The 25,406-nt window shown below is 48.7% G+C and carries 24 protein-coding genes; 4 read left to right on the forward strand and 20 right to left on the reverse strand.

All coding sequences use genetic code 11. From position 1 onward, the window contains the following. Nucleotides 1-4: 4 nt before the first annotated feature. Complete coding sequence (locus AC1DLI_RS28815) at nucleotides 5-298, forward strand: DUF3817 domain-containing protein (RefSeq protein WP_477608309.1); 294 nt, start codon at nucleotides 5-7, stop codon at nucleotides 296-298. Between the two features lie 186 nt (nucleotides 299-484). On the opposite strand, the gene cysI is transcribed toward AC1DLI_RS28815, so the two are convergent. The 6 genes from cysI to AC1DLI_RS28845 all read right to left on the reverse strand — a co-directional run bounded on the left by cysI (nucleotide 485) and on the right by AC1DLI_RS28845 (nucleotide 8,248). Next, nucleotides 485-2,206, reverse strand: coding sequence for an assimilatory sulfite reductase (NADPH) hemoprotein subunit (gene cysI, locus AC1DLI_RS28820; protein ID WP_477608311.1), 1,722 nt, complete (start codon nucleotides 2,204-2,206; stop codon nucleotides 485-487). Nucleotides 2,207-2,262: 56 nt separating this feature from the next. Then, nucleotides 2,263-4,125 (reverse strand): assimilatory sulfite reductase (NADPH) flavoprotein subunit, encoded by a 1,863-nt coding sequence (locus AC1DLI_RS28825; RefSeq protein WP_477608313.1) that lies wholly within the window; start codon nucleotides 4,123-4,125, stop codon nucleotides 2,263-2,265. A gap of 381 nt (nucleotides 4,126-4,506) precedes the next feature. Beyond that, entirely contained in the window at nucleotides 4,507-5,295 is a 789-nt protein-coding gene (locus AC1DLI_RS28830) for an undecaprenyl-diphosphate phosphatase (protein ID WP_308996452.1), read from the reverse strand. A gap of 51 nt (nucleotides 5,296-5,346) precedes the next feature. Further along, entirely contained in the window at nucleotides 5,347-6,660 is a 1,314-nt protein-coding gene (locus AC1DLI_RS28835) for a hemolysin family protein (RefSeq protein ID WP_477608316.1), read from the reverse strand. 33 nt (nucleotides 6,661-6,693) lie between these two features. After that, nucleotides 6,694-7,053 (reverse strand): Lin0512 family protein, encoded by a 360-nt coding sequence (locus AC1DLI_RS28840; RefSeq protein WP_308996450.1) that lies wholly within the window; start codon nucleotides 7,051-7,053, stop codon nucleotides 6,694-6,696. A gap of 46 nt (nucleotides 7,054-7,099) precedes the next feature. Further along, nucleotides 7,100-8,248: a DUF3900 domain-containing protein gene (locus tag AC1DLI_RS28845; protein ID WP_477608318.1), complete on the reverse strand. Its 1,149-nt coding sequence runs from the start codon at nucleotides 8,246-8,248 to the stop codon at nucleotides 7,100-7,102. Nucleotides 8,249-8,817: 569 nt separating this feature from the next. Between AC1DLI_RS28845 and AC1DLI_RS28850 the strand changes: the two genes are divergently transcribed. From AC1DLI_RS28850 to AC1DLI_RS28860, 3 genes are read left to right on the forward strand one after another with little or no spacing between them, the layout of a single operon-like run. Next, complete coding sequence (locus AC1DLI_RS28850) at nucleotides 8,818-9,159, forward strand: phytoene desaturase family protein (protein ID WP_477608320.1); 342 nt, start codon at nucleotides 8,818-8,820, stop codon at nucleotides 9,157-9,159. Then, on the forward strand, nucleotides 9,156-9,482 hold the full coding sequence (locus tag AC1DLI_RS28855) for a hypothetical protein (RefSeq protein WP_477608322.1): 327 nt from the start codon (nucleotides 9,156-9,158) through the stop codon (nucleotides 9,480-9,482). Before AC1DLI_RS28850 ends, AC1DLI_RS28855 begins: the two co-directional genes overlap by 4 nt. 58 nt (nucleotides 9,483-9,540) lie before the next feature. Beyond that, nucleotides 9,541-9,825 carry a hypothetical protein gene (locus AC1DLI_RS28860; protein WP_477608324.1) on the forward strand — a complete coding sequence of 95 codons (285 nt, stop codon included), beginning with the start codon at nucleotides 9,541-9,543 and terminating at the stop codon, nucleotides 9,823-9,825. A 3-nt stretch (nucleotides 9,826-9,828) separates the two neighbouring features. On the opposite strand, the gene AC1DLI_RS28865 is transcribed toward AC1DLI_RS28860, so the two are convergent. The 14 genes from AC1DLI_RS28865 to cobU all read right to left on the reverse strand — a co-directional run bounded on the left by AC1DLI_RS28865 (nucleotide 9,829) and on the right by cobU (nucleotide 25,403). Next, a complete protein-coding gene (locus AC1DLI_RS28865) occupies nucleotides 9,829-10,914 on the reverse strand; it encodes a nitric oxide synthase oxygenase (RefSeq protein WP_477608368.1) in 1,086 nt (361 codons plus the stop codon). 2 nt (nucleotides 10,915-10,916) lie between these two features. Further along, nucleotides 10,917-11,774: an EcsC family protein gene (locus tag AC1DLI_RS28870; RefSeq protein WP_477608326.1), complete on the reverse strand. Its 858-nt coding sequence runs from the start codon at nucleotides 11,772-11,774 to the stop codon at nucleotides 10,917-10,919. Between the two features lie 56 nt (nucleotides 11,775-11,830). Continuing rightward, nucleotides 11,831-12,493, reverse strand: a complete 663-nt coding sequence (gene modB / locus AC1DLI_RS28875; protein WP_477608328.1) for a molybdate ABC transporter permease subunit — start codon at nucleotides 12,491-12,493, stop codon at nucleotides 11,831-11,833. Nucleotides 12,494-12,548: 55 nt separating this feature from the next. Then, nucleotides 12,549-14,624, reverse strand: coding sequence for a HelD family protein (locus AC1DLI_RS28880; protein ID WP_477608330.1), 2,076 nt, complete (start codon nucleotides 14,622-14,624; stop codon nucleotides 12,549-12,551). A gap of 80 nt (nucleotides 14,625-14,704) precedes the next feature. Beyond that, nucleotides 14,705-14,995 carry a DUF1294 domain-containing protein gene (locus AC1DLI_RS28885; protein ID WP_308996443.1) on the reverse strand — a complete coding sequence of 97 codons (291 nt, stop codon included), beginning with the start codon at nucleotides 14,993-14,995 and terminating at the stop codon, nucleotides 14,705-14,707. A 64-nt stretch (nucleotides 14,996-15,059) separates the two neighbouring features. After that, complete coding sequence (hrpB, locus tag AC1DLI_RS28890) at nucleotides 15,060-17,594, reverse strand: ATP-dependent helicase HrpB (RefSeq protein ID WP_477608332.1); 2,535 nt, start codon at nucleotides 17,592-17,594, stop codon at nucleotides 15,060-15,062. Between the two features lie 28 nt (nucleotides 17,595-17,622). Then, a complete protein-coding gene (locus AC1DLI_RS28895) occupies nucleotides 17,623-18,447 on the reverse strand; it encodes a hypothetical protein (RefSeq protein ID WP_477608334.1) in 825 nt (274 codons plus the stop codon). 25 nt (nucleotides 18,448-18,472) lie between these two features. Next, a complete protein-coding gene (corA, locus tag AC1DLI_RS28900) occupies nucleotides 18,473-19,423 on the reverse strand; it encodes a magnesium/cobalt transporter CorA (RefSeq protein ID WP_477608336.1) in 951 nt (316 codons plus the stop codon). Between the two features lie 177 nt (nucleotides 19,424-19,600). Next, nucleotides 19,601-20,311 (reverse strand): adenosylcobinamide amidohydrolase, encoded by a 711-nt coding sequence (locus AC1DLI_RS28905; RefSeq protein ID WP_477608338.1) that lies wholly within the window; start codon nucleotides 20,309-20,311, stop codon nucleotides 19,601-19,603. Next, nucleotides 20,308-21,915, reverse strand: a complete 1,608-nt coding sequence (locus AC1DLI_RS28910; RefSeq protein ID WP_477608340.1) for a cobyric acid synthase — start codon at nucleotides 21,913-21,915, stop codon at nucleotides 20,308-20,310. The genes AC1DLI_RS28905 and AC1DLI_RS28910 overlap by 4 nt, the downstream gene beginning before the upstream one ends. Beyond that, nucleotides 21,915-23,015, reverse strand: a complete 1,101-nt coding sequence (gene cobD / locus AC1DLI_RS28915; RefSeq protein ID WP_477608342.1) for a threonine-phosphate decarboxylase CobD — start codon at nucleotides 23,013-23,015, stop codon at nucleotides 21,915-21,917. The genes AC1DLI_RS28910 and cobD overlap by 1 nt, the downstream gene beginning before the upstream one ends. A 20-nt stretch (nucleotides 23,016-23,035) precedes the next feature. After that, complete coding sequence (gene cobS / locus AC1DLI_RS28920) at nucleotides 23,036-23,848, reverse strand: adenosylcobinamide-GDP ribazoletransferase (protein WP_477608344.1); 813 nt, start codon at nucleotides 23,846-23,848, stop codon at nucleotides 23,036-23,038. Next, entirely contained in the window at nucleotides 23,830-24,810 is a 981-nt protein-coding gene (gene cbiB / locus AC1DLI_RS28925; protein WP_477608346.1) for an adenosylcobinamide-phosphate synthase CbiB, read from the reverse strand. The genes cobS and cbiB overlap by 19 nt, the downstream gene beginning before the upstream one ends. Continuing rightward, complete coding sequence (gene cobU, locus AC1DLI_RS28930; protein WP_477608348.1) at nucleotides 24,807-25,403, reverse strand: bifunctional adenosylcobinamide kinase/adenosylcobinamide-phosphate guanylyltransferase; 597 nt, start codon at nucleotides 25,401-25,403, stop codon at nucleotides 24,807-24,809. The genes cbiB and cobU overlap by 4 nt, the downstream gene beginning before the upstream one ends. Nucleotides 25,404-25,406: the final 3 nt, after the last annotated feature.

Raw genomic sequence — 25,406 nt, forward strand, 5'->3', positions numbered from 1 at the left:
TCAGATGTTTAAAACCGCATTAGGCCGACTGCGCGTAGTCGGATTCTATGAAGGGATATCCTTTCTTGTGCTGCTCCTTATCGCGATGCCGCTCAAATATTGGGCGGATATTCCACAGGTTGTAACCGTTGTCGGCGGCTTGCACGGGCTATTATTTGTCCTTTATTTACTAGCCGTTTTGCATGTATGGATCACACATCGTTGGTCCATCATTAAGGTTGCTGCCGCGTTTATAGCTGCCTTCCTTCCCTTCGGTACATTTGTACTCGATAAGAAGCTGCTGCGCAACCAAGCTTAAACGAAAAAAAGCTATTCCAATACCAAGGAATAGCTTTTTCCATTTTCCAATTGACTCACTGCAGCTTTTTTAGCACGGCTTTCAGATTATCGTGAATGTTTGGGATTCCCTTCTCCATATACGAACAAGAAGACCAAGGCTTGTGCCCGGTCTTCTTGTTCTGTTTATTTATAAGCTAATGCTCGTTTAATTATGGAATTCCTGACCGTCATGAACGGCTTTCACATAACCCGCGCGGATAACAAAATCCCCGAAATGCTCGCCAGTCTCACGTTCCTTCGCGTACTGGTTAATAATCGGCTTTAACGTATCCAGAATCTCGGTTTCACCGATATTTTCGCGATAAAGCTTATTCAAACGCTCACCCGCAAAACCTGCGCCTAAATACATGTTGTATTTGCCGACAGCTTTGCCGATAAATGAGATTTCACCCAATGCCGGTCTTGCACAGCCGTTCGGACAGCCTGTCATCCGAATGTTAATTTCTTGGTCGCGAAGACCAGCTTCATTAATAATCGGCTCAAGCTTATCAATTAGAGTCGGCAAGTAACGTTCAGCCTCTGCCATTGCAAGTCCGCATGTCGGCAGCGATACACAGGATATAGAGCTTCTGCGAAGTGCAGAATGCTGAGCGCCATCGGTAAGTCCGTATTGCTCAATCAATTCCGTGATTTTGCGTTTCTTCTGGCTCGTTACGTTACCGATGATGAGATTTTGGTTTGGCGTAATACGGAAATCACCTGTGTGAACTTTTGCGATTTCGCGCAAGCCAGTCATAAGAGGATAGCCCTCTTGATCATCGATGCGTCCGCTTTGAATATACAATGTCAAATTCCATTTGCCGTTGCTGCCCTTCAACCAACCATAACGGTCGCCGCTATTATCGAATTGAAAAGGACGAACATCCTCAAGCTGCCAGCCTAGTCTGTTTTGAAGTTCAGTTTTGAACCAATCAATGCCATGACGGTCGATTGTATATTTAAATCTTGCATTTTTACGAATGGAGCGGTTTCCGTAATCGCGTTGGATCATAACCGTTTTCTCTGCCAAAGCTACGATACGCTCAGGCGGACAGAAACCAATTACTTTACCAAGCTGCGGATAAGTCGCCGTATCGCCGTGGGTCATCCCCATGCCGCCGCCAACCGAAATGTTAAAGCCTTTCAGCTTGCCGTCTTCAACGACAGCGATATATCCGATATCCTGCGAGAACACATCAACATCGTTATGAGGTGGAATCGCGAAACCGATTTTAAACTTACGAGGCAGATAAACCGGACCATAGATAGGCTCAACTTCGCCTTCTTGCTGTCCGTCTATGACCTTCTCGCCGTCAAGCCAAATCTCATGGTAAGCGCGAGTGCGCGGCGCCAAATGATCATTCACCTGACGTGCCCAGTGGCTGACCTCGTCATGAACATCTGATTGAAACGGGTTCGGGCTGCACATTACGTTACGATTTACATCGCCGCAGGCTGCTAAAGTTGTCATCAGCTCGCTGTTGATTTTCTGAAGCGTAGGCTTCAGGTTCCATTTCAAGATACCGTGCATCTGAAAGGTTTGACGAGTTGTCAGACGAAGCGTGCCGTTACCGTACTTATGTGCTAAACCATCCATTGCAAGCCATTGCTCAGAAGTTGCAACGCCGCTAGGCAAAACAACCCGAATCATGAATTGGAATGCAGGTTCCAGCTTCTGGCGTTCACGCTCGGTGCGCAAATCCCTGTCATCTTGCATGTAGCTCCCGTGAAACTTCAACAACCGATTGTCGTCCTCAGGCAATCCGCCCGTAATCGGGTTTCTCAACGTATCAACCAATGCTCCGCGCAGGTAATTACTTTCGATCTTAATATGTTCAACTTCACTTGGCGGCCCACCGATAGGCTTTACCAATTGCTCTTTTGCCATTGTTGCTGTCTCCTCTCGCGATCATTCACAAACTCTTGCTGATTAAAATTTATCTATTAATACACGTCACGCTGGTAGCGCTGCTGCTGCTGCATTTCATCCAAGTAAGCCGCAGCTTCTTCTGCGCTTAATGAACCTTCTTGTTGAATAATAGTTAATAACGCTGAATGCACGTCATGGGCCATATGCTTCTCATCGCCGCAAATATAAACATGAGCGCCTTCTTTGAGCCATTCAAACAGCTCGCGGCCTTTCTCCAGCAAACGGTGCTGTACGTAAACTTTCTCTTCCGTGTCACGGGAAAAAGCCACATCCAGCTTCGTCAGTACGCCGTCTTTAAGCATTCTCTGCCAATCCGTCTGATACAAGAAATCAGTAACAAAATGACGGTCGCCATAGAATAACCAAGATTTCCCTTCTACGCCAAGCTCTTCGCGTTCCTCAAGGAAAGCACGGAACGGAGCAACACCCGTACCAGGACCAATCATGATAACCGGTGCATCCGGGTTCGACGGCAGCTTGAAATTCGGATTTTCTTGAATATAAATTGGAAGGCTATCGCCGGGTTGAACGCGATCCGCGCAATGAATCGAACATACACCGTAACGATCACGGCCATGTGCTTCATAACGGACAGCTCTAATCGTTAGGTGAACCTCATCTTCATTCGCTTTGAAGCTGCTCGCAATTGAATACAACCGTGCCGGAAGCTTGCGCAATATGCCTACAAAGTCGCTCGCCGAAGCCTGCCAAGGAGCAAAATCCTGTACCAAATCAAGCAGGTCACGGCCGTTGATGTAATTTTTGAGTTCTTGCTCTTTGCCCGCAGCCACCAGCTCGCGCAAAGCGGAGTTGGACGATAGTTCGGCTGCTTGCGTAAGCAATGGCTTCGTCAGTACCGTAATTTCATAATGCTTAAGCAGCGCCTCGCGTAACGAGCCCTGCTCGCCGTTCTTATTGATCGGCACGATTTCTTCAGGATTCCAATTAAATTCCTGGATAATCGCTTCCACCAATGCAGGGTGGTTCTCCGGATAAATACCAAGGCTATCGCCTGGTTCATATTGTAAATTGGAGCCTTCTAACGACAGCTCCAAATGACGTGTTTCCCGATCAGAGCCGCGACCATTCAAGTTCAAATTCGCGAGCACTTCAGCCTTAAACGGATTCGTACGTGAGTAAGCTGATGGTTCAGCTTTAACTTCATTGATAGAATCGCTGACAGCAGCAGCTGCACCAGAAGAACCGTTCATGCGCTCTTTTAAAGAGCTAATAACCTGTGCGGACCAGCTTGCGACGAACTCGTCATAATCCAGATCACAATCCACGCGCGGAGCAAGGCGGTTTCCGCCAAGTTCCTCAAGGCGTTGATCAAAATCCTTGCCCGTTTGACAGAAAAACTCATAAGAAGTATCACCTAGCGCCAACACGGAGAAATACAGGTTGTCGAATTGTGGCGCTCTCTTGCTGTAAAGGAATTCATGGAGAGCCCGAGCATTGTCTGGCGGCTCGCCTTCGCCATGCGTACTTACAACCAGCAATAAATTTTCAACCTTTTTCAAGCCATTCGTCTTGAATTTGTTCATTGGAGCAAGCGTGACTTGCATGCCTTGCTCTTCAAGCTTGCGTGACAAGCTAGTAGCTAATCTCTGACAATTTCCGGTTTGGGAACCAAAGAGCACCGTTACCTCACGGGAAGCCGCAGGCTGACTGCTTGTGGCGATGCTTTCCGCTGCGCCGGCAGCTTCTGTAATCGCTTGAACATCACCAGCAATGGATGGCGCACCCGTGGATGCTTGACGAGCGAACAAAAAGCCTGTAAGCCATACTTGCTGCGATTCCGTCAGCGTTGGCAGAAGGCGGTTTAAAAGCTCGACTTGCTCTTGGTTAAAAGGACTGTTCGTTACCTGAAGTTGCAACAATATCCACCTCTCATAAACATAAAATCAACTTTAATTTTCATAGTCAGTAAAATAACAGTACTTCATCAGTACTCTAATATTACTTAACCTAACATAATCAGACAAAACCTTCAATCGGGTACGTTCTTGCAAAAAAAGCCATTTTTATGCAAAAATCCATTATTCGCCGCAAAAATAAAGAAATCAGGGCAAAATGCCCTGATTTCTTTAGATTTATTAGAAAAAGTGATGGCTTGGATATAAATAAGTGATAGGTCTTTTTTTACGTTTTCCTTGCATTTTCCCCTAATTGAAAACCATTCTCGCCGCTTCATGAGTATTACAATAATTGCTCGAAAACGGAAGCGCGAATTTACTCAAAAGTATTTCTTATGTACCTTATAAAATAATAAAATAAAAGAGTGCCGCTAACGCAAAACGATAATAAGCAAACCATGAAAGTTTGATTTTTTTCATCATGTTGATGAATGTTACAACAGCAATCATGCCGACGATAAACGCTGCGATAAGACCAATTAAAAATAGAGGTAAGTCTGCTGTTGTAAGAAACTCTCGGCTCTTCAGCAGATCAATTCCGCTTGCGGCCGCCATAATCGGCACCGATACGAGAAACGTGAATTCCGCTGCCGCTTTCTGGCTAACGCCGAACAGCATGCCTCCCGATATCGTAGATCCCGAACGCGAGAAGCCCGGCCAAAGAGCTAGCACCTGAAAGCATCCTACCGCGAAGGCCTGCTTATAGGTAATGTCATCAAGCTCCTCCGCGCTCGGCTTCTTTCGAACGCGATCGGCGATAATCATCAATATTCCGCCGGCAACGAGGCCGATTAGAACTTTTTCGGCTGTAAACAGTTCTCCTTTTATGAAAGAGTGAAGCAACACAGCGCATGCGCCAGCCGGAGCCATTGCTAAAATAATATGTAAAGCATTCAAACCAGAGCCTTTGCCTATCTTAAAATTAAGCAGGCTTGCAAAGCGCTTTCGGTACAAAACGAGCACTGCCAGCACCGCCCCGAATTGAATAACTACCTCAAAGGTCTTCGCGCGGTCTCCTGTGAAATTAAGCAGCTCTGCCGTCAATATCAAGTGACCCGTTGATGATACAGGTAAAAACTCGGTCAGTCCTTCTACAATCCCCATAATTATCGCATTAATTAAATCGCCCAACGCCCGATCTCCCCCTCGAATTTGGCTGCAATTTTTTTGCTCCTTACCAGCTTATGCATGTCCGTAGGTGCCCATTTCACTTTCAAGCAATTCCGTTTGAATTTCGATTTTCCGAATACGATTATCGTCACGCTCGCGAATGATGAAGGTTATGTTGTCATACGTCCACGGCTCCCCAATGGGCAGTTCCGGCTTCAGGTTGAAAAGCCAGCCTCCGATAGAGTCTACCTCGTCGCATACGAGGTCCGTTCCCGCGGCTTCGTTCACATCGCTAATCAGAGCTTTACCATTCACTAAATAACGCTGCTGCTCCAATATTTCAATTTCCTTCACTTCATCCTCGTCAAACTCATCGCGGATTTCCCCTACAATCTCCTCGATGATATCCTCAATGGTGATAAGCCCTGCCGTTCCGCCGTACTCATCCAATAATATGGCAATGTGGACGCGATCCTGCTGCATTTTGCGGAGAAGCTTATTGATAGGCATCACCTCTGGTACCGACATGACCGGCTGCATAAGTGAGTTTACTTCAATATTTCGATCTGATTCGTAACGCAGAAAAAACTGTTTCGTATTCAGTATCCCAATGATATTATCCTTGCTGCCTTTAGCGACAGGAAAGCGGGTATACTGCTCTTTCTTAATAATCGCTAAGTTTTCTTCGAGAGATAGATTCACGTACAAACAAACCATATCGGTTCTGGGCACCATAATCTCACGTGCCAGCCGATCGTCGAATGCGAAAATGCGGCTCACATAGCCGTATTCGCTTTTGTTTATTTTCCCGCTTTCATAGCTCTCCGATAATATGATACGGATCTCTTCTTCGGAATGCGCTTCATGCTCGTTCGCCGGCTTCAATCCCAGCAGCCTGACCAATGAATTCGCAGATCCGTTAAGCAGCCAAATGAACGGATACATCACCTTATAGAACACGATGATAATCGGTGCCGTTACCTGACTGACTTCCTCCGATTTGATGATGGCTAACGTCTTCGGAGCTAATTCTCCAAGCACCACATGCAAATAAGTCACGATCAAGAAGGAGATGACGAAAGACAGCACGTTACTGATATCGCCCTCCAAATGTAATCGATCGAAAATCGGATGCAAGATAAGCTCAATCGTGGGTTCACCAAGCCAACCAAGTCCAAGCGCAGTAATCGTAATGCCAAGCTGACAAGCGGATAAATAACCGTCCAGCTTGTTCGTTACTTGCTCAATGGCTTTGGCATTTTTGATCCCTTCGGCCACCATCTGGTTCACGCGGCTTGAGCGCATTCGAATAATAGCGAATTCCGTCGCTACGAAGAATGCGGTAAATACGAGCAGCAACACAAATAATGCAAGCTTTAAAACCATCGTCTTCTCCCTTTTATGCAAATGGAGATGCTATTAGTAGCCTACCTCAACGGATGCATTAACGACGTAGATCAAATCGTTTTTATCATCTTTATCGGGAAGAACTACACCGCTAGTCGTGAGCATGCCACCGTCCAGCACCTCAATGGTCACTTGGCCATATGGCAGTACAGCTTTCACCTGCTCGACATCGAGCAGCTCATGATCGCAAGGAAGCGCGAGCCTTACGCGCACCTTCATGTTGTCCAGCGTTCCGCCTGGCAGCACTGACCGCAGTCCCGGCATCGAATTGTGGTGAATGGCGTTTTGTACCGCCCGCACCGATGCCTTCGTAATATTTTGACCGTGCAGATCGCATCCCATGCCTATTTCTATAAAAAATAAGTTGTCCACTTAAATATCCTCTCCCTCAGTCTTAAAATTCATACCTGCGGCTTGTTTACCAAGGCACATCATCGTTACTGCTTGTACCTTCACCCGCAGGCGTGTAGCTGTAACCCGAGTCAGCATCATCAGCAGGCACTTTGCTGCCAATACGAGGCATGACATCAACTAAATCCAATGGCTGTACGAGCTCAACCGGCGACATGCCCTTCTCAAACTGGAAGAAGTCGCCTTCGATGACAACGACATATCGGCCATTATGCTTGGCAAAATGAATGCTGTCGCCAAAATCAGCCAAAAGTCCTTTTACCGTTACGTCGCCTAGCTTAAATGAAAACGGCAAATCCGGCTTCTGTTCCACCAAAGCCGCGGCCGCGACCTCTACCTGCTCCGGAGTCCACCATTCCTGAAGGTCTCGCTTCTCGCTTGCCGCCCATACCTCAACCGCATTTTCTTCCTCGCGGCGCTCGGAGCTCTCATCCTCTTGCCATTTGTCAGCGATATATTGATGTACCATCTCGACAACCTGCTCACCCATAACCTCAGGCAGCGGCTTCTCATAAGAAACATACTTCAAGAAATCCTCGAAATAGCGGGCATGCGACGCTTGATGGATTTTGAGCTCCCAATGCTCGAGCATCCCTTCCTCCGGCATATGCGGATATTGAATCGACTTGATGCTGCGGGCGCTGATTGCCATTTCCACTTGCGAAATCAAGTTTTTCTCATCGGAGATTCTTGCGATCTTCGGTTCAAAATCACATTTTAGCAAAAATAGAAAAGGCTCATCGAAATACGTATTCAGCTTCGAGAGGGCAATGATAAACGCGCCTCCCCTCACCGCGCTCGTATCCATATAAATCCGGACGAGCTCATCTGCGATTCCGATAAAACGTTCCTTCGAATCGGCATCGCGAAGCCGTTGAAACAAATTGTAGTTTTGATTGCTTCCAAGCTCATAGCCGGGCTCGACCATAAACCTGCCGATTTTCGTAGGCGCGTTTGCAGAGTTTGGATTACGCTCTACCTTTCTTTTTACGATCCGCTTAAACTCGTCGTCCAGAAACTTTTGTATCTCGCTGTCCTCATAGGTGTCCTCTTCTAAAGTCTGATAATGCTTGAATCGTTTGCCTGACGAGGTCGCGCTCTCCTCTCCATCGGTATGAATAACGAAAAAAGATAAATATTGCATATTAAAATCCACGTTTATAATTCCTCCAAGCCAGCTGATGTCATCTCCTTAGGATAGCATATCTCGACACGTCGCGACATCAGCCGTGAGAACCTCGCAGGATGATAAAGCTGAACAAGTATTTATGGTAGATTAGCCGCAAAAGCATAACTTAACACAATGATCATGCTCCATCCCTCATTCCAAAGCATGAACAGGGGGTCAAAAGCAGCATGTACCAATGGGCCCAATCGCCTCGAGCGTTTCTATCGTAAATTAGCGCAAGTAAGAGTGCGAGGTTGCTCACAGCTTCTTTTGGAAAAGCCACCATTCAGGCAGCTTCCACTTCCCTAGCCACTTTGGTTGAAGTAGCAGAAAGCCTATCAGAATGTATGCAGCATTTTCAAATCTCCTTTTCTTAATTTAATAGTAAAAGTTTTGCCAGAACCGTATTACCGTTCCGTTAAGCGTACAGAATGGAATTATAAAGGAAAATACGCGGGTATGAACCTATTATCAACCAGATAAGCGAATTCAAATCAGGAGGATTATACGATGAACAAAAAAGTAGATGTTAGCGCAGCCATAAAGAGCTGCTTGCCATGGATCCATTGAAATCGATGGTTCAGAAAACAGAGCAATATTTGCGTCATCCGCATCTTAGGCAGCTTTTCAACTATATGGTCATGTATACCGGATCCTCGCCGTATGCAGCACCTGCGATACTTTCCCAGCTCATCTATGTTCAAATGGGTCTTGGTATCTATTACGTCGAGGGAGGCATGTATAATATTGCACGAGGCATGCTCAGGCTGCTGATTGAGCTGCGCGTGGAGGTCAGAACGAACTGCGAGGTGCTTGAGGTTATAACCGAGAACGGTAGAGCAAGCGGTGTCAGGCTTGAGGATGAGATCCTTTCATGTGATTGGTGGTCTGCAACTTGAAAGCGGTGCCCGCTCATAAGAGCGTTCTCAGCCATCATCTCCAAAGCGCGGCTCAACTACAGAAGCTCGCGAAATACGCGCCAACCGTTTCAGGTCATGTCATGTTGCTCGGCGTCAATCGAAGCTATGACCGCTTTAAGCATCATAACCTCTTATTTTCTAAGCAGCCTGAACGGGAGTTTCAAGATATGTTTTTCAGTAAAAAGCCGTCCGCCGATCCTACGGTCTATGTCGGAATATCTTCCAAAAGCGACCCATCACAAGCGCCTGCCGGCAAAGAAAATTGGTTCGTTTTGAACACGTCCCCCGCTTCGCGACGGTGAAAGCTGGACCACGTACCAAGAGGCCTACCGGGAGCTTATACTGGATAAACTGGAGCGGATGGGCGCCTATAATCTGCGGCAGCATATCGAATGGGAACATCAATTTCTACCTGATGATATCCATTCCTTGTATGGTGCGAACGGCGGTTCCATTTACGGGGTTGTCACGGACCGCAAGCTGAACGTCGGTTTCAAAATTCCTTCCCGCAGCGCCATGATTGGCAACTTGTATTTTGTCGGCGGATCAACGCATCCTGGCGGAGGTGTGCCGATGGTTACTTTAAGCGGCCAATTAACCGCTGACTTGATTCGTGAAGATTTATTGAAGCAAGCCGTTATTTAAATCTCAGTAAGGCACAGGCTGGGACCGATAGACCGGCGAGCGTTCGATATCGTCATAGCTGCGATGCCATATCCCTGTCGTTGCAGGAGACATCGGCGGTATGAGCCATGACCACCGTCCCGTTACCTGCCTTCCCTTCTCTTGCTCCTGCTTCTCGAATCGCAGGAATTGCTCGGCAGCAGTGTGATGGTCGACTATACTAACGCCGTGCTTCTTGAAAGAATGGAGCACGGCTAAGTTTAGTTCGATTAATGCCTTATCCTTCCACAGCGAAGTATTCGTCGTCATGTCCAATTGAAATAGCCTTGCTACAGCAGGCAGCTGGTTATATCGATTCGTATCGGACAAATTTCTTGCGCCAATCTCAGTCCCCATATACCATCCGTTAAACGGTGCAGCCGCGTACGATAAGCCTCCGATTTCAAGCTCCATATCGGAAATAAACGGTACCGCATACCACTGCAAACCCAGCTGTACGAAACGTTCATTTTCAGGATGGGATAACGGCACCTCCAGCACAGTTTCCTCGGGCAGCGTAAACCACTTCGGCTTTTGATCGCCTTTCTGAATCACAAGCGGTAACACATCGTAGCGTGTTCCTTCACCTTTCCAACCCAGCTTCTCGCAAGCTGCCGTAAAGGCTAAGGATGCCGAATCCCCCACGATTTCTACCTTATTGCCGTACCCCGCGTAACGAACAAGTTGATGATTCCAAATACGTATGCGATTTTTTGAACCATTAGCCGGAAAAATCGTAATTGCCGGACGAACCTTGCCGTTATTCGTGGCATAATTCATATGCTGGAAAATACGATTTGCTGCATCAAGCTCGTCATCAGTATCACGCGCATCGAATACTTCTAGCGTTTGCCAAAACAACCGTCCGATACAACGGTTATTGTTTCTCCATGCCATCCTAGCGCCGTGCTTAAGCTCCTCATAAGTATGTACATAGGTGCCTGTTCGATCAATCTCCTGCATGACCTCATGGATTCGACGCTTTGCATCCTCCTCGGTTTTCTCGAGCTCAAAATAGGCTTCGCCTAAAAAAGCTACCGCTTGTTCGGCAATTTGTTTTCTCATGGTCATCGTCATTCTGCTTTTGCCTCGTTCTCTGCGATCTTTATCATGACTCTGCGTTTTCTATACAGCATGGTCGCAGCCTCAGCCACGTCATTCAGCATGCCTCGGTTAATAAAAGCACCGAACAGCATACCTGCCACAGGAATCATTTGGAACAGCTTCTTCCACCCAAAATTATCTCGGTATACCGTCACGACCTCGCGCCAGCCTTGCAATTGCGACATCATTTGGTTGCTGCGGTTTGCTTTATCATAAGCGCTGAGCTCCTCAAGAATAGCCTTTTTCCCTACGATATCCGACGATGCAAATTGCATCACTTTGACAGCAAAAACGCGCTCCTCCTTAAGCTTCGGGTCAAAACCGTAACAAATGGCAATCTCTTGAATAATCTTCAGCGATAATCCGAGTACGGCCGGTATATCTACCGCTAACGTGAAAATCCCGCCTATTCCGGTTGTTGCGCCCTGAAGCGTTGCCATTGTGGAACGGCTTGAGGCTAATTGCTCGGCAGATAAATTCATGACCGATAGAGGCATTTGAGCAGCATGCTCGATGGCTAGCGGCTCTCCTTCCTCGGATTGAATACTGCTTTCCGGTCCAGCGTTCCGCTGCAATCGTTCGATCACCGAACGCTCTGAAATGAGATATTTGCCGCCATTCTGAATGTAGCTGCCAATCTCATCTACCGCTTGTCCCAGCTTTTCTTGAATAAATTTCGGTGTGATTTTATCGAGCAGCATGAACGGCAGTCGTCCAAGCTTCTCCCAGAACCAAAGATCTTTTTGAGCTCGCTCCCATGCTTCAATCTCTTGCAGGGAAATCTTTAATTCGTCTTGCGTATCGTAGTCCAGCGCCACTTCGTTCACTCTCCTTCTTTCGCAAGTAATACGCGGTTAGGAACCATTCGGATTCGTTGTTCACATTATTGTTCTAATTTCCGCCCCGTAAACAACAGCATAATGAACGAAAAGACAACGATCGCTGCGGTCCATGCCCAAGCCATTGTCGTTTCACCGGTCTCAACGGCAATATAGATGGCGGTAGGAACGGTTTGAGTCCGTCCAGGTATATTACCCGCAATCATCAAGGTTGCACCAAACTCCCCTATGCTTCTAGCAAACCCAAGCAGGTACGCCGTAGTTAGCGACCGTTTTGCCAGAGGCAGCGTAATAAAGCGAAAAACCTGTATCTCGTTCCCCCCGGCCGAGCGCGCGGCATCCTCCAAATGCCGGTCTACGGATAGAAAGCCTACTTTGCTTGTTTGGTAAACGAGCGGGAACGCAACAATGACCGCCGCGATAACCGCGGCGATCCAGGAGAAAACGATAGGCTGCATAAATAACCACTCATACGCTTGTCCGATCCAGCTGCCTCTGCCTAGTAAAACAAGCAAAATGAATCCGACAACGGTTGGAGGAAGGACAAGCGGCAGCATAAAAAACGTTTCAACGATGCTTTTGCCTCGAAAGGAATGCCGCGTCATGAATCGTGCGACGAGCATTCCGATAAGGGCAACGATAATGCTTGCGATAATAGATATTTTTAAAGATAGCCAAACAGGCGACAGCCATTCGTCCCAGTTCATTTCGTGAAGCCTCCGGTCAGACGGTAAGATGCTATTTATTATACCGAAGACTGACTTATTCGCCCAGTAATGATGTGAGTTCCCCCCGGTAATACAGCTTCAGCTTGTGCAGAGCACGCGTGCAGCCTACGTACAAAAGCTTCGCATCCAGCGATGCATAGGCTTCAGCACCGGCATCCGCAACGAGTACCGCATCGAATTCCAGCCCTTTCGATAAGTAGACCGGAACAACCGACAAACCGCCTCCATAGGCAGGTTGCTTGCTCTGTACGAGCGATGCTTCGTGCCCTTGACTGATTAAATACTGGTGAATGTGTTCACACTCAAGTGCTGTCCTTCCGATGACGGAGATCGTTTCATAATCGCCTGCTGCTTGCCATTCCCGTACGGTTGCTTCAATGGCCGATAGCCAGCTTTCGCTGGATACCTGCTCGGTTATAACAGAATCGCCGCTTCGGAAAACAGGAACGGCAGGTTTGACGCCGCCAGTCATGCTTCCTAAAATTTTGTTCGCAAATTCGATAATCTCCATCGTCGATCGGTAAGAACGGTTTAGCTCATAGAATCCAATCTTCTCTTCTTCGAATAATACCGTCAGCTCATCCCAGCTTTGTACGCCTGCATACGCATGAATTCCCTGCTGCAAGTCGCCTAAAACAGTCATCGATGCCGTTCTTTGACATAGTCGAAGGACTTCCAGCTGAAAAGGAGAGTAATCTTGAGCCTCATCAATCACGATGTGATCGAAGGCCTGCTTCGGCAAACCGAACAGCTGAAGCTGAATATAGGCTAGCGGAGCCAAATCCTCCGCTGCAGCTATCCCATTTTTCAATCGCTCAGCAGTGGCTGCAGAAATGCGCTTAGGAATGCTGCCAAGCGATTGCTTCCCGCTAAACAAGGAAGCATAGAGCTGCAATGAGGTATATGCCGGAATTTTTTTGGTATAGCTGTTGAATTTCGTAAGTGCCTTTGCTCTTACCTTCTTATCCGCAATGCCTTTCATTTTGAGCTCGGATTCAAACCAGCGGCGAATTCGGCTAACCAGACGATCCCGCTTCTTCATAAGCGTCTCTTCGCCGTAGTCCGTATCATACCATTCGCGCATTTGTACCGGCGAAAGCTCAAGACCATCGATAGGTACAAATGGCACCACAGGAACAATACGCTGTTCAAAATCAGTGATTCGTTCATCTACAATCGTTTTAAAGGCCAAACTCCCTTTAAATCGCCCGGAAGCATGTTCAATCTCATCCGCGGTTCGGCGTTCTTCAAACCAATAGGCCATTGTATCAGATGGATCGCTTACCGCTATCGTTTTTTCAAGCAGCTCAACCGTCCAATCGCTGAAAGTGGTTTGTTGGATATCACCTACACCAAGCTCCGGCAATACACCGGATATGTAGTCGAGAAACATGCGGTTGGGTGCAAATATGATCATCCGTTCCGCTCGCATACGGTCGGCATATTGATAGAGCAAGAAAGCAAGCCTGTGCAGCGCAACGGTCGTTTTACCGCTTCCCGCCACGCCTTGTATGAACAATGCTTTGTTTCGATCCGCACGAATAATCTTGTCCTGCTCGCCTTGTATGGTGGAGACGATATCGCGCAGCTTATTGTCCTTATTCTCGCCCAGGCGATATAGCAGAAACTCATCCGTCACGCTGCCCTCTTCCTGGCCGCGTACATAGCTGTCGACCAAGCGAACGAGCTCTCCTTGACGAATCATGAAGTTCCTTTTCAGATGAACATATCCTTCGATTTCCCCGTCAGGCGATTCATACGAAGCAGGAGCTTCTCCGCCTGTAAAGGAATAAAAAACGCTTGCTGCTGGCGCACGCCAATCGATAACGAGCAATTCATTGCTGTCTTGCTTGGCTACGCCTGCTTTTCCGATATATAGCGGCTTTTTGTCGCCTGCCGGCAGCTCTTGAAAATCAATGCGGCCGAAATACGGCTCGCGTTTCGAGATCTCTAGTCTTAACCTGCGTTCCTCTTGCTGCAAATCGAGCATTTGCTCCGTAAAGTCGTCGCCCTTGTACCGGGGTCCGATCGCCTGCAGCTGAGTCAAAATGTCCTGCAGTGATTTCGTTAATCGTTCTTGTTCTTCTTGATAGGCACTTTGAACTGTCAAGTCAGTTACCTCCTAAGTTATGGTGTTCGAGATAAAAAAAGAGAAGCCCCAATATACCATAGGACGGCTTCTCAATGCAATCAAGAGTTAGGAGCCATTCCAATGAGCCAAACAGCTCCTAGAATGAGCAGCAAATTCAAACCAATCAAAAGGGGAATGCCCACTGTAAAAGTTCGGTGCTTTGTTTTATGGCGCCAAGCTTTCATCGCAAGCCAAGTGCCTCCAGCACCACCTATTGCGCTAAGGAGGAACAAGCGCTTTTCAGGGACGCGCCTGCGCTGCTTCTTCGCACTCTTTTTATCAAAGCCCATCAACGAAAAGGTGTATATGTTCATTATAAGTAAATAGATAATAAGCAAAAAATACAGCATTGCTGCAGCCACATCCTCTCTTTATTGCCGACAAATCATATAGGTTGAGCAGCTGTCCAGCTGGTTAACGAGGGCCCGGCCTCGGTTTAGTACGGTTCGTCGGTACAGCCGCATAAGGATCATCCGGCCAATAATGCTTCGGGTAACGTCCCTTGAGATCCTTTTTGACCTCAAAATAAGCATTCTCCCAAAAGCTCGCCAGATCGCGCGTGACTTGGACAGGCCGCTGCGACGGCGACAACAGATGCAGCGTGACAGGCAGTCTCCCTCTTGCCAATCTTGGCGTATCCTTCATTCCAAAGAGCTCCTGAAGACGTACCGCTAGGACGGGAGATTCGGGATCGCTGTAATCCACAGGGATACGTGATCCGCTGGGCACGACGATATGCGTTGGAACCTGTTCGTCGAGCTCCTGCTTCTGTTTCCAGCTAAGACTGCTCTCAAGCAGCTGCAGCATTGGGAGCTTCTGTAAATCCGAGCGGCTCTTCATTCCGAAAATATGCGGTTTCAGCCAATCCTCCAGCGTGCTCAGCAGCACTTCGTCAGAAGCCTCAGGCCAATCATTGCCGGCAAGCGACATTAGCATCATTCTAGCCTTCAACTGCTGCGCCTGCTTGGTCATCGGCAGCAGCGCAAAGCCTGTTTGGCGAATGGCCGCGAGCATCACATTAGCGACCTGTTGCTCATCAGGACGCTGCAGGATGGTTTCATTGATCATGATTGCGCCTAGCCGCATACGCTTCCTCGCCCGCACGGCTTGAGCCGACGCATCCCATTCGATCGCTTCCTCGCTCACTAAATGCTCAGGCAAATACCGTTCGATATCGCTTAATTGCAGCTCAGCCGCAATCCGTATTCGGCCTTCCGTTCCGGCATCGTCAAGTTCGCATATCGCAAGATAAGGAAAGAGAGACAAGGGCTGCTGCTCCGGCAGCGCTGCCCCTCTCCCATTGGCCAATAAATATCGGCCGTCACTTCGCCGCTGCGCGATGCGGTCGGGATAAGCAAATGCAAGGAGAACGCCGAGCGGAATGGGATCCGATGGCCGGACCTGTTCTCCAGCCTCTTCTTGTGGCAAGGCCAGCCGCGCCCATTGTTCGGCTTGTGCCATGATCCGGCGCGCGGCTCCGGCGGATGGATGCTCCGAGCCGGTTTGTCCATTCGGCCTTCGGCCATAACCAGACAAATCCTTGAGCAGCTCAAGCCGAAGCTGAATATCGACATTCCGTTCCTGTGGAAGCAGATCTCGTTCATTTAATAAAGCCGCCGCCTCACAAGCGACACGCGCTGCGCCAAAGCCTGCCGCCTGCAAAATCATCGCTCCTAACCGCGGATGTAATCCAAACTTCGCCATTCGGGCACCGATGGCGGTTGGTTTCCCACTCGCATCAATCGCGTTCAGCTGACGGAGCAGCGAAGCGGCTTGTTCATAAGCCGCCTCGGGCGGCGAGGTTAACCACTCCAGCTCTAGCGGATCCTGTATGCCCCATATGGCTAGCTCAAGCACAAGTGAAGCAAGATCCGCTTCCAGCAGCTCAGGCTTGCTCTGCTCAGGCAGATATGAATGCTCTTGCTCCGTCCAAAGCCGGAAGCATGCGCCGGGTGCCAGCCGTCCCGCTCTGCCTCGCCGCTGATCAGCTGAAGCCGCGGAGACAGGCAACGTTTCCAGTCTGCTCATTCCTGTTTTTGGCGAAAACTTGGGGACACGCATCAGACCGCTGTCTACAACGATTTTGATACCCTCGACCGTCAGGCTCGATTCAGCAATGGATGTTGCAAGAACAACCTTTCGTTCACCGGGAGAGCATGGAGCTATTGCGGCATCCTGCTTCTCAAGCGGAAGACTGCCATGCAGCTCTTCAATCCTAATGGATGAGGAAAGACCAGACTCGTTCAGCCACCTTGCCGTGCGGCGGATCTCTGCGACACCCGGCAGAAACGCTAATACATCGCCTTCATATGCTCGCAGCGACTCAGCAATCGTCCGAGCCATTTGGGGCTCAATCGGACCATTCAACCTTAATGTCGCATAATGCGTCTCGACCGGAAAAACCCGGCCTTCACTGCGAATGACCGGCGCGCCGCCAAGCAGTTCGGCAATCGGCGCCGCATCCAGCGTTGCGGACATGACGAGCAAGCGCAAATCCTCACGCAGCAGTGATTGCGACTGCAAGCAGAGCGCTAATCCCAGATCGCCATGCAAATGCCTTTCATGAAATTCATCAAAAATAACGGCGCCAATCGTTTCCAGCGCCGGATCCTCCTGCAGCATACGCGTCAAAACGCCCTCTGTTACAACCTCAATGCGCGTGTTCGGCCCTATGCGAGTATCCAATCTTACACGGTAGCCAACCGTTTGCCCGACCTGTTCGCCTAAAGACCTTGCCATAAACTGGGTGGCTGAACGAGCAGCCAGCCTCCGCGGTTCCAGCATAATGATTTTCTTTCCGGACAACCAAGGCTGGCCCAGCAGCGCAAGGGGCACACGGGTTGTTTTCCCCGCTCCCGGCTGCGCCACTAATACGACATTCATCCCGCTGCGCAGCGATTCCTGAAGCTGAGGCAATACCGTATCAATCGGCAATAACAGTTGACTCATACTGATTGCTCCCTTACCTTGTACCATCTTATTTTATAATTCTCAGCATTTGCACGACCGGTCGGTTATCTCCAGGCAGCGAAGCCTCGCTGCTTAATAACTGGGATGAACCGTCGCCGTCTAGAAAAATTCCGTCAGCCAGCGTACCCTCGCCAACCGTCTGGATAATGGCTTCCCTAAATAACGCAAGTGGACCCTTTGTCTCACTCACGATTAAATATAACGCACCCTCTTTGTCGTAAACAGCAGCTGAACGAAGACGGTCATCTTCTGGAAACGGCGCATTCTCAATCACCGTCTGCTTGATCCAATTCGCATCATCGCCTAAGCTCATGCTGATTCCGCCTTGTGCCCAAAAGCGAGTGTGATCCTTTACCTTAAGCTCCGAAGCTTTGCTTGCGACCTGCACGCTTAGCTGGTCCGAAGCTCCATCCCAGACAAGCGTTCCCCGGGCGTATTTCACGTTTTCACTGCCTGTTCCAAAATTTCCAATTTCCTTATTAACCGGGATACTGTTTACCACGCCGATACTTAGCAATTGCTCGCCATAAAAAAAGCCGCCGTTAATTCCGACCTTACCCGTCAGCGTGATATTGTTATTAATCGTCTCCAACGTGACATAGGCTGGTTTCGTCTTCAGCACATGCAGCTTCATTCCATTTGGAGAGGTATGCGAATCATAGGTATAATGCAATGCTTGCTCCGATTGCAATAGGTTAGCTTCATTGCGGTTGCCAAGCGCGATTATCATAAAATAAAGCATAATGACCAAAGCAAGCAGGATGCCTGCCAAAATACCAATGACCGCAAACAGCCGTTTTCTGCTCAGCCGAGCAGGTTCTTTCACTTCCATTGCGGACCAATCTCCTTCATTCCTATCATTTAAACCAGCCTTTGCTGCGGAACCAAGCATACATGCCGATTCCGATGACGAGCATAACCGTTATGACTGCATAGTATCCGCCGCTCCATTCCAGCTCTGGCATATTGCGAAAGTTCATTCCGTAAATGCCCGCTAAAAACGTCAAGGGCATAAAGATCGTCGTAATAACGGTCAATGTCTTCATAATCGCATTCATACGATGCGAATTAACGGAGATATAATTATCCCGCAGATCAGCGGTCATTTCTCTGCTCGTATCCATCATCTCTGACAATTTAAGCAGATGATCATAAATATCATGGTAAAATGCCAAATAAGGTCCCATTCCGTCAATACGGTCCGAATTCGTTAGGCGGTATAATAAATCTCTCATCGGAATAATCGTTTTACGCAAGCGCAGCAGTCGGGACCGAATATTGTAAATATCGGTCATCAGCGTTTGGCTTTGTCCTTCACCGTTTCCTATTTCCATATCGAGCAGTTGATCCTCCAGCTCATGCACCGCAGGGAAATATTGATCTACAAGCTTGTCCATCACGAGATAAGCTGCATAGAGCTGCCCCTTCTCGCCTATCTTCTTACTGCTCATAAGCTTAATCCTTGCTTCTTCTATTTCAGGTGAAGGCTCGTAATGAAACGTCACGATAAAGTTTAGGCCAATGAACATATTGATTTCATTCACCGTCAAAGTCTTCCGTTCTACCTCATGCAGCACGAAAAAATGAACATCCTCGTAATGATCAATTTTTGGGCGCTGCAGCAAATGATAGCAATCCTCGATGGCTAAGGGATGGAAGTGAAAAAAAGTATCCAACAGCCTGCACTCGTCTTCCTTCGGATTGTTAAAATCAACCCAGTACCATTCCAGCTCGGTCGACTTTAAGTCTTCCATCGTTAGGTCAGTCAACCATTCCTTTTGTTTTGTATAACCTACAATCCGTATCAAAGGATAAGTCCTCCATTCTAAGTGTTGCTTAACCTGTAGCTTCGTCGAATGTTCAACTTAACCATTTTACACGATATCGCAGCTCCTGTAATAATCATATGCTATTTTTTGAGACATTGTTTTCATGCTTATGCTGGAAAAGCTCCTGAAACTTGCGCCTTGCTTCCAAATTTAAAGTTACTCTTCGTACTGTGTACGTGCCGCTTCGAGCACGGTCTCATATACTGCCTCGCCGATGCTGCAGCCAATTGTCGTCGCAGCTCCTGCATAGGCATGTACGGCATTCCAACTAGCTGCCTGACTAACTCCGATCACGATCGCGTCAGTTGTCGTTCCAGTAGCAATTTCTCCTGTCGCCAACTCGACGATTCCCAGCTGCTGCAATGCAGCTGACTTTGCTTCGGTTGCGGTTATTACTGCGTTCACCATTGCAGCTTCCGTCATTTGCCCGTCAATCAAAAGAATTACATTAATCGTTCCCGCCGAATAGACCGAAAAGGTGCTGCGCGGCATTCCAGCTCTAGCGGCATTTCGCGTGCCAACCGTTGTGCAGCATAACAGCTTGAAGCGATCGCCTTCGAGCTCTGCTACGGATGCATGCGTCAGCTTCGCTGCCGTAATCAAACCGACCGTACTCTCCGGATTGCAGCCCCAAGCCTGGCACTGCTTCACGATATCGCGAACAGGATCATCACATTGGTAGGTGAGCGGCACCTTCCAGTTTATAATTCGGTTAGCAGAAGAGAATCCTCCTGGATGGACCGCACTGCTCAAGGCATAGAGATGATCCTTGGAAGCTAATTCAATCCGATCCTCGAGCAGCTGCAATCTAACCCCTTTCCACAGCTTTGATTCATAGAGATTCCCATGACGGAAAGGCTGTGTCATCGCGTTCCCTCCTTCGAATGACCAAGCAGCTCGTAGATAAGCGGTATATTAAGATAACGGCGAGCATGCTCAGCAAGACGATCAAATGCCGCTTCCCTTCTTTCATGAAAGCGTAAATCCGCAGGCAAGCTTAACAATCCTTTTGCTTCCCGTAAGCCATTCAACCATTGTCTGCGAAAATCATCGTTATGCAAGATGCCATGGATAAACGTTCCCCACTGCTTGCCATCGTTTGCGCTCGCGCCTTCGGCTGTATATCTAGAGGAAGCTTCTAAGTCAGAACCCGAGGTTAGTTCCTTTATTTGAAAAGGACGTTGAATAGATTCCTCACCCATGTGCCAAATAACCTCGCCCATATGGATCTCATAGCCTTCGACGCTAACGGGCGAAACTGTCTCACTTAATTGACCAGTGCCTGAAACTCGAACCGTTCTTTTTTCCGCCGTAAAACGCACCTCAAACGGAAACAAACCAAGTCCCTCCGTTTCCTCAACAGACGATTCTACATGCAGCGGATCATATAGCCGAGTGCCAAGCATTTCGTAACCGCCGCATATGCCTGCCACCGCTCCTCCCCCAGCTGCATGCTTTTGAACGAAATCAGCCAATCCCGTTTCTTTCAGCCAAACGAAGTCTTCGATCGTATTTTTACTGCCGGGAAGGATGACGGCGTCAGGACTTCCCCATTGCCCTGCATGCTCAATGTACCGAAGATGAACATCCGTCTCAAAGCGCAGCGGGTCCATATCCGTGAAATTCGAAATGCGGGGTAATCGAATGACTGCGATATCCAGCTCGCGCTTCTGGTTCGAGGCCTCTGTTTCTACTGCGGCATGCTGCTTGCTTAGAGATAAAGAATCCTCGTCCTCCAGTTCAAGACCCGGCATAAAAGGCAGCACGCCGATAACCGGCTTGCCTGTCCGCGCTTCCAGCCAATCCAGTCCAGGCTGAAGCAGGGAAACATCACCGCGAAATTTATTAATGATAAAGCCGCATATGCGGTCACGCTCCGATGGCTCTAGCAGTTCCAACGTACCGACTATAGAAGCAAAAACCCCGCCCCGATCGATATCAGCTGCAAGAATGACCGGAGCGTCTGCCCATGCTGCCATCCGCATGTTTACGATGTCACGGTCCTTTAAATTAATTTCAGCGGGACTTCCTGCTCCTTCCAGCACCACAATGTCATTTGCCTCTCGTAAACGCTGAAGAGCCTCCCTTACGATTCCGCCGGCTGCCGGCAAATAGTTCTCGCGGTATTCGACTGCATGATAATCACGCAGAGGTTTGCCATGCACCACAACCTGCGAGGACATTTCTCCGGTCGGCTTCAGAAGGATCGGATTCATATCAGTCGTCGCCAAGATTCCGCATGCATCCGCCTGCATGCCTTGCGCGCGTCCGATTTCTTTCCCGTCCCACGTAACATAGGAGTTTAAAGACATATTTTGCGATTTGAATGGGGCTACATGCCAACCGTCCTTGGTAAACACACGGCATAACGCCGCCGTAATTAAACTTTTGCCTACGTCAGACGCCGTGCCTTGAATCATGATCGTTCTGCCCAACGCCTTATTAGAGGCTTCCTGTTCATTTAATGTCATTAAACACCTCGGCTCCTGTACTTGCCCAAGCTATGCTTTAATGCCGCTAAGAGCTGTTCATTCTGCTTGCGAAGTTTGATGGCTACCCGAATATAAGTATGATCCAGTCCGGAAAATCTCGATGCATCACGTATAAGCACGCCTTGTTTTCCCATCTCAAGCTGCAGCATGCTTGCGCTTATTCCTGTATCCTTAGGAATTCGTACGAGCAAATAATTAGCAGCGCTCGGGTTCACCTCAAAGCCAATGGCCTGAAGCTCCCCGACTAGCCATGGTCTCTCCTTTTGAAGCCATGAAATCGTCCGGTCCGCATAATCCGATTCGTCCAGTACGGCTTCCCCTATTAGCTGCGCCAACGAATTCACGCTCCAAGGTACCTGTAGACGCCTTAATCCGCTTAACGTTCTCGGCATGCCGACAATATACCCAAGACGAATGCCAGGTATGGAATAAAACTTTGTCATCGAGCGAATGACAAACAGCCTTTCATGTCTCGTTGCCTCTTGAATAAGGCTGTAACGGGATTCTTCCGGCACAAAATCCATAAATGCTTCATCTACGACCACATACGCACCTTTTCTCAAAAGCGTGCGGATCAGCTCCGGATCGACGAGCTGCCCGGTCGGATTGTTCGGAGAGCCCAGCATAAACAATGAACCCGTTGACGCGGCTCCACATAAATGCTCTGAATCCAAATCCAATCCAAAATGATTGTCTTGGGTAAGCTTGATCTCATATATGGCTCCGCCGATTTTGCGTATCGCATCGCCGTATTCATCAAAGCATGGAATAGCCAGCGTCGTTAATTTGGGCTGAAGCGCCCTTACAATTAAATCAATCAATTCAGCTGCGCCATTGCCGACAACGATAGATTGCTCATCGATATCGTGAAGCACGGCTAGCTTTCGCCTTAGTCCGCGCACCGCGGGATCAGGATATTGCCCAATGAGCTCCGCATAGGAATGTAGCGCTTGCTTCACGCTCAGCGGAGGCCCCAGCGGATTCATGTTCGAGCTGAAATCAACAAACTTATGAGCAGGTATATCAAAGGCTTCCTCTGCGGTCCGTAAATCACCACCATGACCGTATCTTTCTAACATCTTACCTTCCAGCTCCTTTTCTAATATGCATGCAGCCAAACAACAGCAGCAAACAGCAGCACTGCTTCAATGGCTTCGTTCATCGCTCCATATGTATCACCTGTTAGTCCGCCCAGCTTATGATTTAGCCAAGAAGCAAGCATACCGCCAACAACAAACACACAAAAAACAATAGCGAGCAGATATAGAACAATTTCATCTATGCTAATTCCAATCAATCGCAATATAAGCGCTGTACCGACAGCCGATAAAAGGAGCGCCGCAGCGGCTTGAGCACCTTTTACCTCATGAAATAGAATGGCTATTCCTTCGCCTTTCCGGGCGAACGGCCAACCGGCAATCGCTGTGCTCATCCAAGCTCGGCTCCACATCGGGATAATCACAAACAGCGGCCCGAACAGCTTGAAATTCTCATGCTGCAAAAGCTCAGCCAGCAGCGAAGCTTTAAAAAGCAGCAAAAATACAGCAGCAAGCACCCCCATTGCGCCCACCCTGCTGTCCTTCATGATTTCGAGCATTCGCTCACGGGAGCGATGACTGAGTACGCCATCTGCCGTATCCATCCAGCCGTCAAGATGCAGTCCGCCGCTTAGCGCCGTCCAGAAGATGAGCACCAGTACCGCGCTCGGCCAAGCAGGTACGAATAGAGCTAACAACCAAGTGATGGCATAGATGCAAGCGCCAATGATTGCTCCAGCCATCGKAAAATAAACGACGCTACGTGACAAAACGGCACCTTGAAAGGGAACCGTCACGGGAACCGGGAACCTTGTTAAAAACTGTAAAGCAGCAATTAGGGCTTGAATCTGCAGCTTTAATTCACGATGAACCAACCTGCAATCACCCCCGCAAATAAAATAAAGCTGACCCGGTACAATAATCGAACAGCCAGAACGATATCTTCAGCCACAAGCGGGCGTTTCGGCCAGCCCATGCGCGCCCGCTCGCTCGTCACGCCAAAATAGGTATTCATGCCGCCCAGCTCAATGCCGATCGCACCTGCGACCGCTGACTCCGGAATACCGCTATTCGGGCTTGGATGAAGATGAGCAAAGGCCTGTATGGAACGAAAAGCATCCTTGGCACTCATTCTAAGGTCGAACAACGCAGAAATCGTAAGCATTACGCCTGTAATCCGTGCCGGGATATAATTGAAAACATCATCCGTACGTGCAGAAAACCAACCAAAGTATTTATATTTTTCATTACGGTAGCCTACCATGGAATCCAGCGTATTTACAGCGCGGTATAGCATTGCTAGCGGAGCTCCTCCGATTAATGCAAATAACAATGGAGACACGAGCGCATCGACGGTATTCTCCGCGACCGTCTCGACTGCTGCCCGCGAAGCTTCCCGTTCGTCAAGGTCCGCGGTATCCCGCCCAACGATGTAACCGACATATTTCCGCGCCTCATCCAGTTTTCCTTGAACCAAAGGCTTATAAACCAGCATGGCTGCTTCCTTTAGTCCTTTAACCGCAATCGTCGTTGAAATAAACCAAGCGCTCACCAAATAGCCAAGCCATGGATGCACGGCATCCGCTGCCCATACGAGCAGCCACATGAAACCAGAACTTATAATAAGTGTTAACAAGGTTAATACGATTCCCAGGCCTCTAACAACGGCAGGCCTCTCCTTCCAGCGCTCTGGGTGGAGATGTCGTTCTAACCCGCGTATTAATCGCCCTATCCAAATGACTGGATGCGTCGGCCATTTCGGATCCCCCACAATCCAATCCAGCATCAGCGCGGCTCCTGCAAGAAGAAATAACTCCTTAAAGGAATAAAATATCATAACTGCTCCCACCTGAATGCATGAGCCTTCAGTTCTATCGGTATGCCTGCCGTCACCAGGAACACACGCTCACAGATCGCGGCGACCCTTTGATTAAGGCGGCCTGCTTCATCTCGAAAGAGCCTCCCGAGCGGATATGCTGGAACAATTCCGTCCCCTACCTCATTCGTAACGATCAGCAAGGGATGAGTGAAGCTTTGAATTCCATCAAGCAGCTTCGAAATTTCGATCTCCAGACGAGAAGCATCTAATGCTTCATGCTCGATTCGCATGAGCCAATTCGTCAGCCACAAGGTTAAACAATCAAGCAAAACGACTACCGGCTTTTTTCCGTCGGCAACGGCAGCATCCTGCGACAACTCTTTATCTATTTGATGGAGCCGATCAGCCGCATCATAGGGCACCTCGAGCGTTTCCCAGCTATAGCCGGTATCCGTGCGATCTCTCTGATGAATAGTAATCCGCTCGCTCATCTCCTGATCGTATGGCTGGCAGGTTGCGATATAAATACCGCGAGCCGCCACCCTCATCGCATATTGCTCCGCGAAGCTGCTCTTGCCGCTGCGTGCCCCGCCGGTTACTAATACTGCCAACTT

The organism is Paenibacillus sp. 01T443, from assembly GCF_056398325.1.

Bases quoted from the DNA above. Each gene is read 5' to 3' on its own strand.
- AC1DLI_RS28815 (WP_477608309.1), top strand. From the start codon at position 5: ATGTTTAAAACCGCATTAGGCCGACTGCGCGTAGTCGGATTCTATGAA.
- cysI (WP_477608311.1), bottom strand. From the start codon at position 2,206: ATGGCAAAAGAGCAATTGGTAAAGCCTATCGGTGGGCCGCCAAGTGAA.
- AC1DLI_RS28835 (WP_477608316.1), bottom strand. From the start codon at position 6,660: ATGGTTTTAAAGCTTGCATTATTTGTGTTGCTGCTCGTATTTACCGCA.
- AC1DLI_RS28850 (WP_477608320.1), top strand. From the start codon at position 8,818: ATGGATCCATTGAAATCGATGGTTCAGAAAACAGAGCAATATTTGCGT.
- AC1DLI_RS28860 (WP_477608324.1), top strand. From the start codon at position 9,541: ATGGGCGCCTATAATCTGCGGCAGCATATCGAATGGGAACATCAATTT.
- AC1DLI_RS28865 (WP_477608368.1), bottom strand. From the start codon at position 10,914: ATGACCATGAGAAAACAAATTGCCGAACAAGCGGTAGCTTTTTTAGGC.
- modB (WP_477608328.1), bottom strand. From the start codon at position 12,493: ATGAACTGGGACGAATGGCTGTCGCCTGTTTGGCTATCTTTAAAAATA.
- AC1DLI_RS28885 (WP_308996443.1), bottom strand. From the start codon at position 14,995: ATGCTGTATTTTTTGCTTATTATCTATTTACTTATAATGAACATATAC.
- hrpB (WP_477608332.1), bottom strand. From the start codon at position 17,594: ATGAGTCAACTGTTATTGCCGATTGATACGGTATTGCCTCAGCTTCAG.
- AC1DLI_RS28895 (WP_477608334.1), bottom strand. From the start codon at position 18,447: ATGGAAGTGAAAGAACCTGCTCGGCTGAGCAGAAAACGGCTGTTTGCG.
- AC1DLI_RS28905 (WP_477608338.1), bottom strand. From the start codon at position 20,311: ATGACACAGCCTTTCCGTCATGGGAATCTCTATGAATCAAAGCTGTGG.
- AC1DLI_RS28910 (WP_477608340.1), bottom strand. From the start codon at position 21,915: ATGACATTAAATGAACAGGAAGCCTCTAATAAGGCGTTGGGCAGAACG.
- cobD (WP_477608342.1), bottom strand. From the start codon at position 23,015: ATGTTAGAAAGATACGGTCATGGTGGTGATTTACGGACCGCAGAGGAA.
- cbiB (WP_477608346.1), bottom strand. From the start codon at position 24,810: ATGATATTTTATTCCTTTAAGGAGTTATTTCTTCTTGCAGGAGCCGCG.